The organism is Candidatus Pacearchaeota archaeon, from assembly GCA_038874355.1.
In the GTDB taxonomy this organism is placed as follows: Archaea; Nanobdellota; Nanobdellia; order Pacearchaeales; family GW2011-AR1; genus JAVZCO01.
Window position 1 is genome coordinate 90,185 of the sequence record JAVZCO010000001.1, and the last position, 13,006, is coordinate 103,190.

The following is a 13,006-nucleotide window of genomic DNA, read 5'->3' on the forward strand; positions in this document are numbered from 1 at the left end:
TTTAAAATATTTTTTCTAACATAATATTTTCTTTTAGTTCGGATAATTCTTTTAAAAAATTATTTACCTTTTCTGGATTTTTTAGTATTTTTTCTAATTCTTTTGGATTACTATTTATTATTGAATCAAGATTATCGAAATGTTCTATAATCATTTTAATATCTTCCTTTGGGAAATCTAACTTATCAAGTAACCTATATCCTTTAGGTTTTATGTATTCTTCTTTTGTGTTAGGAAAATATATCTCTATGATTCTAGATGTTTCTAATAGATTATCAAAATTTAATTTAGAAATTTCTTTATTGTATTTTTTATTTTTTTCTTGGCAATAGTCTTGTATTATTAATTTTTTTATTTTATCAACTTCTTTAATTAATTCTTTCATTCTTATTTTTAATAAGATTCCTTCATTTCCCAATTCTACTATATCTTTTTTCATCATATTTGATATTCTTAAAATAATTTCTATTCTTTGTAATAAAGAAGAAACATCATTTATAGATACTAAGCTTGTAATTTCTAATTTATTTAAATTTAACAAGAGATTGTTATAAATTTCTTTTTGTTTTTCTAATATCTGCAGTTTTTCTAAAGATTTATTTAAAATATCTCTTGTATCTCTTAAAGAATATTTAAGATTATTATAATATAAAGTTATTGAAGATTTCCTTTCAGAAATCGCTATAACTAAAGTTTTTAGTTGTTTTGCTGTTCTTTCTGCAGCTTGATGTCTTGATCCTGTTTCTTCTGTTAAAATTTTTGGGTCGGGAATTAATAAACAATTAGCATAGATAATTTTTTTTAAGTCTTTAGATAAAATAATAGCACCATCCATTTTGCTTAATTCAAATAATCTTTGTGGAGTAAATTTGCAATTTAATTTAAAACCTCCGGAAATAATCTCTTCGACATTGCTAGAAGCAATAACTATTAGAGCTCCTCTTCTTCCTAAAACAATATCATCTATTCCTCTTCTTAAAGGCGTGCCTGGAGAAACTAATTTCAAAGCATCTAAGATATCAAATTTTTCTTTCTTTTTTATTTCAATAAAATCCTCTTTCTTTTCTTCTACAGTATTTTTTAAAGAAATAAGATTATTGTCTATATTTTCCTCTTTTTTATTTTTTTCTTCCATTTTTTTAAATGGTTAGAAATATTTATAAATTATGCTATTATAATACTTATATGAATAAATGGTTAGAATTATTGATAGGTTTAATACTTTTAGTAGGAGCAATTATTTTTGCTTTTAATTCTGCAAATTGGGGTGCTTTTTGGAATTTTAAACATGCTGCTTGGGAATTTTTTAAAGGTGGTTTAATTTGGTTTGTTATTTTAATAGGAGTATTATTCATTATTTTAGGAATATCTGATTTAAAAGAATAAAAAAGAAAGGGGGAAAAATTAAGCAAAAATAATTGCTTTTGATAATTATTTCTATAAATTATTTTAAACTATTTTATTAATTAAATTTAAATATTTCTTAATACAAATTTCTTAATATAAATAGAAAAATATATTAATTTCTTCTTAGTTTTGAATTTATGGAAGATAATTATTTATGTATCAAATGTAAAGGTAAAGGATTGTGTGGAAAAAAATGTCCTATATTAAATAAATTTAAAATTAAAAATTTAAAAAAAACTTATTTCTCAAGTTCTTTGCCTCCAGAAATTTTTGTTAGCACATACAATTATCCAAATGTAAATAGCGGAATTTTATCTCCAGAGGAATATGGAGATACTTCTTATTACTCTTCTTCTGAAATATGGTATAAAAATAATTATGATATAGAAAAAATTTTATTCTTGAGATCAAATTTAATTTATTCAAAATTTAAAACAAAAATAAAATATGATCAAAAAAATAAATTTTTAGAAATAGCTAAAGAGATATCTTTAACAAATAAGCCTGTTTCTGCAGAAATCTTTCTTTTAAAACCAATAAAAAATAAAATTTTAATTAATAATTATTATCCCGTCATAGGAAATCCCGCTCCTCTAAAAAATATAAGATTAGGAGAAAATATAAAAACAGAAAGGAAAGCAGAATATTTATTAAATGATATTGACGTAAAGGCAGAGGATGCTATAATAGAATTATATAAATCTAAATTAAAAATAGAGCAGATAATAAGACTTTTATCTGTTGGGAATTTAGGAAGGAAAAAAGAAAGAAAATTAGTTCCTACAAGATGGAGTATTACTGCTACAGATGATATTATCTCAAGAAAACTTTTAGAAAAAATAAAAACATATCAAGAAATTTCTGAAATTTTAGTTTTTAATTCCTACTACATAGGAAATCATTATGAATTTATATTAATTCCAGACAAATTCTCCTTTGAAGTTATAGAAGCAAAGCTAACTGGAAGTGTATGGAACCCTAACATGCCAACATATTTTGCAATAGACTATGAAGATTTTTATGGAAGGAAAAAATATGCTAAAAATGTAACTGGAGCATATTATGCAAATAGATTAGCTTTATGTGAGTATTTAAAAAAAATAAAAAGACAAGCTGCTTGTTTAGTAATTAGAGAATGCAGAAAAGAGTATTATGCTCCTTGTGGTGTTGGTGTATTGAGAGAAGCAAGCAGAGGGGCTTTTTCTAAAGAAGCTGAAAGATTCTCTAGCTTAAAAGATGCTTTTGAAGTCATACAAAAAAGATTAAAATTACCTATAAAAAATTTTATAGAAAAATCTTGGTTAATAAAAAAATATAAAGAACAAAAAAAGATAACTTACTATTTATCTAACTAAAAAAATCAAAAGAGTTTCAATTAAAGCTGCTAAAAAGAGTAATGGTAAAATAACATAAATAAATATTTCCAATATTAAGGAAAATTCTTTAAAAAATTTATCTTTAAAATTCTTTCCTTTTTTTAAAATAGAAATACCTAACTTTAAACCAAAAGCGAAAGATAAGAGAACCGCAAATAATTCAAATATACCATGTGGCAATAATTTCCATAGATTCATTACATCATTATTTTTTATTGAAAACTTTATTATATAACCTAATATATAACCATTAATTAAAGTTAAAAATAATGGATAAATTCCAAAAAATAAACCAAAAATTAAACCAAAAAAAGCTGTTTTTAAATTATTTTGAAAAATAAAAATAAAAATTTGAAAAAAATTCATTCCTTCTGTGATCTTTAATATTTCTTTAATAAGATTATTTATTTTTTCTTCTAAGGAAAAATAAAAAAAATATCCTAATATACTAGAAAAAAAATAAAGAATTAAAATAAAATAAATATAATTTCTATTTTTTTTTATATAATTAATATATTTTACATATTTATTCATTTTTATCTAAAAATCTTTCTTAATAAATTTACTTTATTCCTATATTTTCTTTTTAAATAAAATCCATACAATAAACCTATAATAAGACCTCCTAAATGGGCAGTATTTGCAATAGTTAAACCTAAACTAATAGAAACTGCCCATAGAGCCAAAAGCATAAAAAGCATTCCTAACCAAAGGGGCATTGGTAAAAAGAAAAATACATAAACTTTTATTTTCGGCAATAAAATCATTAATAAACCACCCAAAGCAAATAAAGCACCAGAAGCTCCAACAGCATAAGAATTAATGTCTTTATTGAATAAAAAACTAAACAAAACAAAAAATAAAGCTGCAAAAATTCCACTTAAAATGTAAAATCTAAAAAATCTTTTTCTACCAATAATTTTTTCAACAAAATTCCCAATAAAAAATAAAGAAATCATATTGGCAAATAAATGGAATGAATTAGCATGCATAAAAAAATGGGTTATGATTGTCCATAAGTATTTTCCTTTCAAAATAAATAATGGATTTAAAGCTAAATATTTTGTTAAATCTAATTGAACTATAAAAAAAATATTAAATATAAAGAAAAAAAGTATATTTATTATGATAATTAAATTTGTAACACTAATAAAAAAATATTTATTTCTCATTTTTTCTTTTTAAAAGATTTTTTTATAATCTTTTTCTTATTTTTTAATCTATCTTTTCTCTTTTTTTCTTTTAATATAGCCTCTCTTCTTTTTTTATTTTTTTCCTCTTTTAAAGACAAATCTTTTATTTCTTCCTCTACATTTTTTATTTGTTTTTCTTTCTTTTCTATAAGAGACTTTAATTCATTTATCAAAAAAGAATTATCTTTTAATTCATAAATGTTTCCACATTCTGGACAGGTAAAATTATTAAATAAAGCATTTTCTTCTGATATATCTATTACGCAAGTTTTACAGAAATAAAATCTTTTTGTTTCTCTACTCTTTAGTTTATTTATTAATTCATTTTTTTCTTTTTCTAATTCTTTCTTTAAAAATTCTAAACATCTTTTTTTATCTAATGTCCAATAATATGTATACCATCCTTTCTTATTATCTTTTTTCCTTGTAAAAGATACTATTCTATGATTAGAAAGATTATATAGTATATTTCTAACTTGATTTATTGTAAGATTTAATTTTTTTGTTATTAAAAATTCATTAACATTTTTTTTATTTTCTAAAATTTTAAGTATATTTACAGCTTGTTTACCAATAACTCTTTCTATAGCATTTTCTAATAATTTTTGTTGCATCTTCTATTTTAATAATTTTTATTTTCTATAGTTCTTATTTTAATAGGCTATTAAAGATTATATATCTTTTGTTTTTAAAAGATAGTAACTACTTTATAGTTTATGCAAAAATATTTATATATAGAAAGAGAATTTTTTTTATGGCTTTATTTAAAAGGAAAAGAGAAGAAAAAAATATAGAACTTCCAGAATTACCTAATTTACCAGAATTTCCGCCAATTTCTTCGATAAGTCAAAATAAAGACTTAAATTTTTATGAAAAAGATTTTGAAAAAAGAGATAGAGATTTAGAATTGTCCCCGCTTCCTTCTTTTAAGGAAAATGATAAATTAAAAGAAGAAGTAACAAAAACTATAATTAAAGAGGATATAAATGATACAAATAAAAAATTTATAAAAGAGGATATAGAAGAAGAAAATCTAGAAAAATCTTTTTATAACTATGATAAAGAAGAAAAAGAAGAATTAGAGGTAATAAAACCGCAAATAAAAGCTCCTTTGATAAAAGAAATTGACAAAAAATTTGAAAAAGATTTTGAAAAAGAAGATTTAAAAGAAATTAAAATAAATAACAAAACATCGAATGAAAAAAAAGGTCCTTTATTTATTAGAATTGATAAATATAAAAATGCTATAGAAAAAATACAAGATGTAAAACAGCAATTAATGGAAATAGAAAAAATGTTAAGAGATATAAAAGAATTGAAAGAAAAAGAAGAATTTGAAATAATTGAGTGGGAAAAAGAAATACAATCTGCAAAATCAAAAATAGATAGTATTGACAAACTTCTTTTTTCAGAATTAGAAGAATAGTGCTTTAAATAAAAATGGAAAAAAAAATATATCTAAAAAAAGATTTTTATGAAGTAATTAAATCGAAAAAGGATTTATTAGGTATAGAATTAAGTTTAATTAAAATTTTACAAATTATAAAAAGGTATTCTTTCTTAAGAAAAAAAGAAATTTTATTAAAGATACAAATTAAAGAAAAATTAAAAAATATACATTCTGAAATAAATTACATTTTTTTAAATTATTTACCAAAAATAGAAGAAAAAAGTGAAGATATTAAAAAAAATAAAAAAACTTTATTATTAAAAGATAAAAAAGAAATAAAAAATAAGGATGTTTTAGAATTAGAGTTGAGAGAAATACAAAGAAAATTAAAAGAATTAGAAAATTTTTAAAATAATGAAGTAAAAAGAATCTTTAATATCTTTTTAAAAATAAATAAAGAAAAATTTTTAAGTAAGAGTAATCTAGAAAATTAATAAATATGAGATTATTCTTTTTTATGATAATTCACAATTTTTTTTATTTTTAATGCTATTTCTTTAGATTTTAAAAAAACATCTTCTGAAGAAAAGCCATATATTTTCCATCCAAATGATTTTATTGTAGAATATTTCTTTTTAAGAGTATTATTCTTTTCCTTTATACTTTCTCCTATTATCTCAATTACAATTTTTTCTTTTGGAAAAGCAAAATCAACTTGATAATTTCCAATAGAATACATAATCTTAGGAAAGATTCCTATATTATTCAATTCTTTAAGTAACTCCTTTTTCGCCTTTATATTTATATCTTCAACTTCTTTAATTTCCTCTTTTGGTATTTCAAAATATTCTTCCTTTTTTTTAAATTTATTCTTAAAAAATTTTATTAAACCCATATTTATCAAAAGATTTTACTCTTTTTAAACTTTTGTTATATCTTTACATTTTTAAATAAACAGTAAAATTTATATAGAACGAATGTTTATTAAAAGGAATGGAAAAAGACATGAAAGAAATAGGTAAAGTTACTCATTTCTTTGACAAAATAAGTGTTGCTGTTGTTGAACTTACAGATTCCTTGGAAGTAGGAGATAAAATAAAGATAAAAGGAACTACAACTGATTTTGAACAAGAAGTAAAGGAAATGCAAATTGAACATCAAAAAATTGAAAAAGCAAAGGCAGGTGACTTAATTGGATTGAAGGTTGAAGAAAAAGTAAGAGTTAATGATAAAGTTTATCTTTTAGGATGAGTATTTTATAATAAAATCTATGTAAGGGAAATAAAGGATGTATAAATAGAAGAAAAAGTTAAAAATAATCTTATAAAAATTTATAAAAGATTATTTTGCTTCTTGAATTAATTTAATTCCTGTTATTAAAGCCCAAATCCACATAGATATAATTAAAGGAATTCCTATTAGAATAAAACTTAAAGGAATTCCTATCAAAAATAAAATTAATTGTATAATTCCTTCATCTGTTTTTCCTCCGATTAAACTTCCTAGACCTGGAAGAATTAAAATATTAATTAACAAAGATACAATTGCAATATCTCTACTTATTTTTTCTTTTTTAGCCATCTATACTAAGTATTTAATTTGATTTATAAATTTTCTTTTTTAGATCATTCTAAAATTGCTTTTATCCTTCTAATTCCAGAAGCAACTGCTTCTTCTTTTACTATTTTAAATTTACCTAATTCTTTTGTATTTTTTACATGTGGGCCAGAGCATATTTCTTTAGAAAAATCTCCTATAAAATAAACAGAAACTTTATCTTTGTATTTATTTTCAAATACTCCTTCTGCTCCAATAGACTTTGCCTCTTCTAAAGACATTTCTTTTTTTACCACTTCTAATTTTTCTTTTATTTTTTGATTCACAAGATCTTCAATTTTTTTTAATTCCTCATTTGTTAATTTTCTCTGAAAATTAAAATCAAATCTTAACCTTTCTGCTGTAATATTACTTCCTTTTTGATGTATGTTATTATCTTTTAATATTATCTTCAATGCCCGATTAAGCAAATGAGTTGCTGTGTGTAATTTAGTTACTTGTTCACTATTATCTGCTAACCCAGATTTAAAAACCCCGGCAGATGCTGTTCTGCTCAACTCTTGGTGTTTTTTAAGTTCTTTTTTGAAACCGTCTACATCTAATTTAATTTTTTTCTCTTTTGCTAATTCTTCTATCATCTCTAGAGGAAAACCATAACTTTGGTATAATAAAAAAGCATCTTTCCCTTCTAAAATTCTTTTATTTTTTATTATTTTTTCAAATAATTTTTCTCCTAAACTTAAAGTTTTTAAGAATTTCTTTTCTTCTTCTTCTAAAACTTTTATTATATGTTCTTTTTTTTCTTTTAAGTTTTTGTAATCATCATAAATATCAAAAACGCTTAAAGCAATTTCTTTTATAGAAAAATTTATTTCTAATTTTTTTAAATATCTTATTGCTCTTCTTATTAGTCTTCTTAATACATATCCTCTTTCTATATTACTCGGAATAACACCATCTGAAATTATAAAAACACTAGCTTTAATATGATCTGCTATAATTCTCATCTCTCGTTTATTTTTTTCATAAGATTTTTTAGTTATTTCTTCTATTTTTTTTATTATTGGAAGAAAACAATCTGTAAGAAACATATCTTTATTGTTGAGTATAGCTAAAGTTCTTTCAACACCCATACCAGTATCAACATTTTTCTGTTTTAATTCACTATAACTTCCATCAGGATTTTTATTATATTGCATAAAAACATCATTCCATATTTCATATCCATTCACAAACATTTCTGTATCAGGACCACACGGCCCTGTATTTCCAGCAGGACCCCACCAATTATGATTTCTATCTAAAAATTTTATTTTATTTATTCCTAAACTTTTCCATATTTCACTAGATTCTATATCTTTTTCTGCAACTTCATCTCCAGCAAAACAACTTACTTCAATTCTCTCTATAGGAATTTTTAATATTTTAGTTAAAAATTCAAAGCTCATTTCTATTGCTTCTTTTTTGAAATAATCTCCCAAACTCCAATTTCCCAACATTTCAAAAAAAGTTAAATGAAAATCATCTCCAACTTCTTCTATATCGTTAGTTCTAATACATCTTTGTACATTGACTAATCTTTTTCCTTGTGGGTGTTTTTCTCCTAATAAAAATGGTACAAGAGGATGCATTCCAGCTGTAGTAAATAAAACAGTTGGATCATTTTCTGGCACAAGAGAAGCATTTGGAATCTCTTTATGTCCTCTAGATTTAAAAAAATCTATATATGCTTTAATTAATTTTTTTCTTGTCCATTCCTCTTTTTCCATTTTTATTCTATATATATAGATGGTTTGTTTGGTTTAGCTTTTTGAGATTTATTTTGAGGATCATATTTATTTTTATCATTCACTGAAAAGATTTGAATATTTAAATTTAGTTCTTTTTCTAATTTTTTCTTTTCTCTATTGTATAATTCAATTTCATTTGGTATTACATAAAGAAAAACTTTTTTGGCTTCTTTATTATTTTTTTCTTTTAATATTTTCATTATATTTTTAATATCCTCTACAGTTTTATCTATTATTTTTTCTTCTTCCTCAAATTTTTCATTAATTTTACTTTCATCTGCTACAGGCCATTTTTCTAAACTTATAAAATTTTTATTTCCTAACTTATTCCATAATTCTTCGGTTATGTGAGGACAAAATGGGGATAATAATTTAAGAAAAATTTCTATATCTTCTTTAGATATTTTTTCTTCTGATTCTATATAATCAAAAAGTTTTTTTAATTTTATTATAGCTAAATTATATCTCAAATTTTCTATATCATCTGTTACTTCTTTTATAGTTTTATTTAATTTAGATTCTAATTTAGCACTTGATTTTCCAAAGTTATTATTTATTTTTTTAAAATATTTAAAAAGTCTATTAATAAATCTAAAACTTCCTTCTATTCCGCTAGAACTCCAAACGAGATCTTTATCCAAAGATGCTTGCGACATTAAAAATAATCTTGCTGTATCAATTCCATATTTTTTACTTATTTCTTCTGGCAATACAACATTGCCTCTTGATTTACTCATAACATAGCCATCATTACCATGTAACATTCCTTGGTTAAATAAATGTATTGCTGGTTCATCTATTTTTATTAATCCTAAATCTCTTAAGAATTTTGTATAAAATCTAAAATAGATTAAATGCATACAAGCGTGTTCAGCACCTCCTATATATAAATCAATAGGAACCCAATAGTTTGCTTTTTCTTTATCAAAGATTTCTTTATTATTTTTTGGATCAGTATATCTTAAGAAATACCAACTACTATTCACAAAAGTATCCATTGTGTCTGTTTCTCTTTTTGCTTTTCCTTTACATTTAGGACATTTTGTATTTATCCATTTTTTTGCTGTGTTTAATGGATTTCCTTCTCCGAATTTAACATTTTTTGGTAATTTTACTGGCAAATCTTCTTCAGGGACAGGAACAATTCCACATTTATCACAATAAATTATTGGTATAGGTGTTCCCCAATATCTTTGTCTTGAAATAAGCCAATCTCTTAGTTTGTAGTTTATTGTTGCTTTACCTAAATTATTTTTTTCTAAAAATTCTGTTATTTTTTTTCTTGCTTCTCTACTATCTAAACCATTAAAAATATCTGAATTAACAACTATTCCTTCCTCTGTATATGCTTCTGTCATTTCTTTTTCTGATAATTTCTTATTATATGGCTGTATTACAATTTTTATAGGAATACTATATTTCTTTGCAAATTCAAAATCTCTTTGATCATGAGCAGGAACTGCCATGACTATTCCAGAAGCATAGTCTGCAATAACAAAATTTCCAGCATAAACTGGAATTTTTTCTTTTGTTAATGGATGAATAGCATAACTTCCTGTAAAAACACCTTCTTTTTCTAGTTCTTTTAATTCTTTTTCAGATGTTGATCTTAATTTTTTTAAGAATTTATTTACTTCTTCTTTTTGCTCATTAGTTACTAATTCCATTAATCTTGGATGTTGAGCAGATATTACTAAAAAAGTAACACCATATAATGTATCTGGTCTTGTTGTAAAAATTTTCCAATCTTCATTATTTATTTTAAAAATTATTTCAGTTCCATAACTTTTTCCTATCCAATTTTTTTGCATTATTTTTATTCTTTCTGGCCATTTTTCTAATTTGTCTATGTCTTCGTAAAGTTCATCTGCATATGCTGTTATTTTAAAAAACCATTGTTCTAAATTTCTAATTTCAATTTCTGTGTCTGTATGACGCCAACACTTTCCGTCATGTACTTGTTCATTAGCTAAAACTGTATTACATTTTTTACAAAAATTTACAGGAGCTTTTTTTCTATAAACTAATCCTTTTTCAAACATTTTTAAGAATATCCATTGATCCCATTTATAATAATCAGAATCATGTGTTTTAATAACTCTAGACCAATCATAACTTAAGCCTAATGATTTTTGTTGTTTAATGAAATTTTTTATTGCTTTTTCTGTATATAACTTAGGGTGTATTCCTTCTTTTATTGCTGCATTTTCAGCAGGCAATCCTAAAGAATCATAACCCATAGGGTATAATACATTATAACCTAACATTCTCTTAAACCTTGCATAAATGTCACCTATGATGTAATTAAAGGCATGGCCCATATGTAAACCAGAACCAGACGGATAAGGAAACATCTCTAGAACATAAAATTTTTTTTTCTTATTATCTTCTTTAACTTGAAAAATTTTCTTTTCTTCCCATTTTTTCTGCCATTTTTTTTCTATAGCAGAAAAATTAATCTCTTTTATTTTTTTCATAAATAAATTTATTTTAACAGCATATTTAAAACTTTTGAAGAAGTTGTTTTCTAAATTGCATATAAATCCTATTAAACTCTTTGAAAGAAATGAAAGCCAGCAAAACATGAAAAAATCCTAAGGATTTTGAGTTTAGAATCAGTGGTGGCTGAATAGATTCTTAATATTTTCAAGGGCGCTTTCTTAAATTTAGTCTAAATAATTTATTTGCATTTTTCCAAAAAACCCTTTCCCTATTTTCATTTGAAATTTTTAAAGAATTAATCAATTTAATATGTTCTTTAATATCACACATTGCATAATCCGTACCAAATAAAACACTTTCAGGATTGTCTTTAATTGATTGCTCTAAAACTTTTTTTATTTTATCTAAACCTGTTTCTTTTATAACTTCCTCATCTGCAAGAGCAGAAGTATCAAAATAGATGTTTTTGAAACCTCTTGTTATTCTATAACAATATTCTACTTCTGGCCAATAATAATGAGATATTATAATTCGTAATTTAGGAAATTTCTTTACAATTTTTATAATATGTTTTGGATTGTTGTATTTTGCAACTTCTGGATGATTTGAATTCCATCCAGTGTGGATAACTACAGGGCAGTTATGTTTTACACAAAGTCTGTAAATCGGCATTAATCTTTTATCCGTTGGATAAATTGGATCATGTCCTGGAAAAATCTTTATTCCTTTGATTTTTTTTCTTGAAGTAACGAACCCAATTTAGTTATCCATTCTTTTTCCTCTGTTCTAATATCTATGGTCCCTAATAAAAAAAGTTTTTTCTCATTTTTTATTAATTCTAAACAAACATCCAAATCCCCAATCCTTGAATCATGAAGATTATCTGGAATTAGAATTGCATAATCAATTTTATTTTTCTTCAAATCAGAAAGAAGTTTTTTCTTAGATTGCTCAAAGGTAGAATTTTTTTTAACAACGGGAAGATGGAGATGTGCATCAATTATCATAACTTATACTGGGGAAAAGTTTTTTATAAATTTATTGAAAATATCTCTGTATTTTGGAGTATGTGGTTGCGGAGGCAGCCGAATTCTGAATTACGCCTAACATATGCGGATAAACGAAGTTGCCGAAGCGAAGCTATGAGGAAAGTAAAAATGGGTTGCGATGAAAAATTTTAGTAGATTTCTTGTTTTTGTTATAAGACGGGGCGGCACATTATTTTAAACTCTCTTTAATTTTTCTCTTGTTTCTTTTTCTGACAAATTCATAATATCATAAGACAAACTTAACTTTTAATTCTTTCTTTTTTGTATGCTTTTATAGATTCTCAATTAATTTATATATTAAATTATTAAATAAGTTAAGTATTTTAAATTTTCTTAAAAGAAAAATTTATAAAAAGTATTAATATTTAATCTAGGATAAAAGATAAAGGAATAGAAACTATATTTAAATTAATTAAGGAATAGGAAAAATGAAGATAGAAATATTTGGTTCGGGTTGTCCAAAATGCAAAAAACTAGAAGAAAATGCGAGAAAAGCATTAGAAGAGAAAAACAAAAAAGCCGAAATTGTAAAAATTACAGACCTTAATGAAATAATAAATCGAGGAGTTATGGCTACTCCTGCGATAGCAATTGATGGAAAATTAAAAGCATATGGTAGAATTCCAGAAGTTGAGGAAATAAAGAAGTGGTTATAAAAAGATTAATAAATTAAGAAAAAATCTACAATAGAAACTAAAAAAAATAGAATAAAAATGCCTAAAAAAGATTATTCAAGTTGGACAAAAGAGGAGCTAATTAGAGAGTTAGAGAAGTTCAAGAAGCAAAAGAAGACAAAAAGAAA

The 13,006-nt window shown here is 23.6% G+C and carries 16 protein-coding genes; 6 read left to right on the forward strand and 10 right to left on the reverse strand.

Annotated elements, in window-relative coordinates; translation table 11 throughout:
• Position 1: 1 nt before the first annotated feature.
• A complete protein-coding gene (disA, locus tag QW117_00565) occupies positions 2 to 1,135 on the reverse strand; it encodes a DNA integrity scanning diadenylate cyclase DisA (protein MEM3405455.1) in 1,134 nt (377 codons plus the stop codon).
• A 50-nt stretch (positions 1,136 to 1,185) separates the two neighbouring features.
• Between disA and QW117_00570 the strand changes: the two genes are divergently transcribed.
• Complete coding sequence (locus tag QW117_00570; protein ID MEM3405456.1) at positions 1,186 to 1,386, forward strand: hypothetical protein; 201 nt, start codon at positions 1,186 to 1,188, stop codon at positions 1,384 to 1,386.
• 158 nt (positions 1,387 to 1,544) lie between these two features.
• On the forward strand, positions 1,545 to 2,762 hold the full coding sequence (locus QW117_00575; GenBank protein ID MEM3405457.1) for a hypothetical protein: 1,218 nt from the start codon (positions 1,545 to 1,547) through the stop codon (positions 2,760 to 2,762).
• Here the strand turns inward: QW117_00575 and QW117_00580 are convergent.
• From QW117_00580 to QW117_00590, 3 genes are read right to left on the reverse strand one after another with little or no spacing between them, the layout of a single operon-like run.
• Positions 2,751 to 3,317 (reverse strand): stage II sporulation protein M, encoded by a 567-nt coding sequence (locus QW117_00580; GenBank protein ID MEM3405458.1) that lies wholly within the window; start codon positions 3,315 to 3,317, stop codon positions 2,751 to 2,753. The genes QW117_00575 and QW117_00580 overlap by 12 nt on opposite strands.
• Positions 3,318 to 3,319: 2 nt before the next feature.
• Positions 3,320 to 3,955, reverse strand: coding sequence for a rhomboid family intramembrane serine protease (locus QW117_00585; protein ID MEM3405459.1), 636 nt, complete (start codon positions 3,953 to 3,955; stop codon positions 3,320 to 3,322).
• Positions 3,952 to 4,590: a hypothetical protein gene (locus tag QW117_00590; protein MEM3405460.1), complete on the reverse strand. Its 639-nt coding sequence runs from the start codon at positions 4,588 to 4,590 to the stop codon at positions 3,952 to 3,954. The genes QW117_00585 and QW117_00590 overlap by 4 nt, the downstream gene beginning before the upstream one ends.
• Positions 4,591 to 4,730: 140 nt before the next feature.
• Between QW117_00590 and QW117_00595 the strand changes: the two genes are divergently transcribed.
• Both QW117_00595 and QW117_00600 read left to right on the forward strand, forming a co-directional pair.
• Positions 4,731 to 5,402, forward strand: coding sequence for a hypothetical protein (locus tag QW117_00595; GenBank protein ID MEM3405461.1), 672 nt, complete (start codon positions 4,731 to 4,733; stop codon positions 5,400 to 5,402).
• A 14-nt stretch (positions 5,403 to 5,416) separates the two neighbouring features.
• The gene (locus QW117_00600; protein MEM3405462.1) at positions 5,417 to 5,776 is read left to right on the forward strand and encodes a hypothetical protein; all 360 of its coding nucleotides are present in this window, start codon (positions 5,417 to 5,419) and stop codon (positions 5,774 to 5,776) included.
• A 95-nt stretch (positions 5,777 to 5,871) separates the two neighbouring features.
• Here QW117_00600 and QW117_00605 read toward each other — a convergent pair whose 3' ends face one another.
• On the reverse strand, positions 5,872 to 6,261 hold the full coding sequence (locus QW117_00605) for a DUF559 domain-containing protein (protein ID MEM3405463.1): 390 nt from the start codon (positions 6,259 to 6,261) through the stop codon (positions 5,872 to 5,874).
• A gap of 98 nt (positions 6,262 to 6,359) precedes the next feature.
• On the opposite strand from QW117_00605, the gene QW117_00610 reads away from it, so the two are divergent.
• Positions 6,360 to 6,617 carry a translation elongation factor-like protein gene (locus QW117_00610; GenBank protein ID MEM3405464.1) on the forward strand — a complete coding sequence of 86 codons (258 nt, stop codon included), beginning with the start codon at positions 6,360 to 6,362 and terminating at the stop codon, positions 6,615 to 6,617.
• A gap of 90 nt (positions 6,618 to 6,707) precedes the next feature.
• Here QW117_00610 and QW117_00615 read toward each other — a convergent pair whose 3' ends face one another.
• The 5 genes from QW117_00615 to QW117_00635 all read right to left on the reverse strand — a co-directional run bounded on the left by QW117_00615 (position 6,708) and on the right by QW117_00635 (position 12,162).
• Entirely contained in the window at positions 6,708 to 6,947 is a 240-nt protein-coding gene (locus QW117_00615) for a hypothetical protein (protein ID MEM3405465.1), read from the reverse strand.
• 44 nt (positions 6,948 to 6,991) lie between these two features.
• The gene (locus QW117_00620; protein MEM3405466.1) at positions 6,992 to 8,692 is read right to left on the reverse strand and encodes an alanine--tRNA ligase; all 1,701 of its coding nucleotides are present in this window, start codon (positions 8,690 to 8,692) and stop codon (positions 6,992 to 6,994) included.
• A gap of 2 nt (positions 8,693 to 8,694) precedes the next feature.
• The gene (leuS, locus tag QW117_00625; protein MEM3405467.1) at positions 8,695 to 11,190 is read right to left on the reverse strand and encodes a leucine--tRNA ligase; all 2,496 of its coding nucleotides are present in this window, start codon (positions 11,188 to 11,190) and stop codon (positions 8,695 to 8,697) included.
• 169 nt (positions 11,191 to 11,359) lie between these two features.
• Entirely contained in the window at positions 11,360 to 11,914 is a 555-nt protein-coding gene (locus tag QW117_00630) for an amidohydrolase family protein (protein ID MEM3405468.1), read from the reverse strand.
• On the reverse strand, positions 11,875 to 12,162 hold the full coding sequence (locus QW117_00635; GenBank protein MEM3405469.1) for a hypothetical protein: 288 nt from the start codon (positions 12,160 to 12,162) through the stop codon (positions 11,875 to 11,877). Before QW117_00635 ends, QW117_00630 begins: the two co-directional genes overlap by 40 nt.
• Before the next feature lie 470 nt (positions 12,163 to 12,632).
• Here QW117_00635 and QW117_00640 point away from each other — a divergent pair, with 470 nt between their 5' ends.
• On the forward strand, positions 12,633 to 12,860 hold the full coding sequence (locus QW117_00640) for a thioredoxin family protein (GenBank protein ID MEM3405470.1): 228 nt from the start codon (positions 12,633 to 12,635) through the stop codon (positions 12,858 to 12,860).
• Positions 12,861 to 13,006 lie beyond the last annotated feature (146 nt).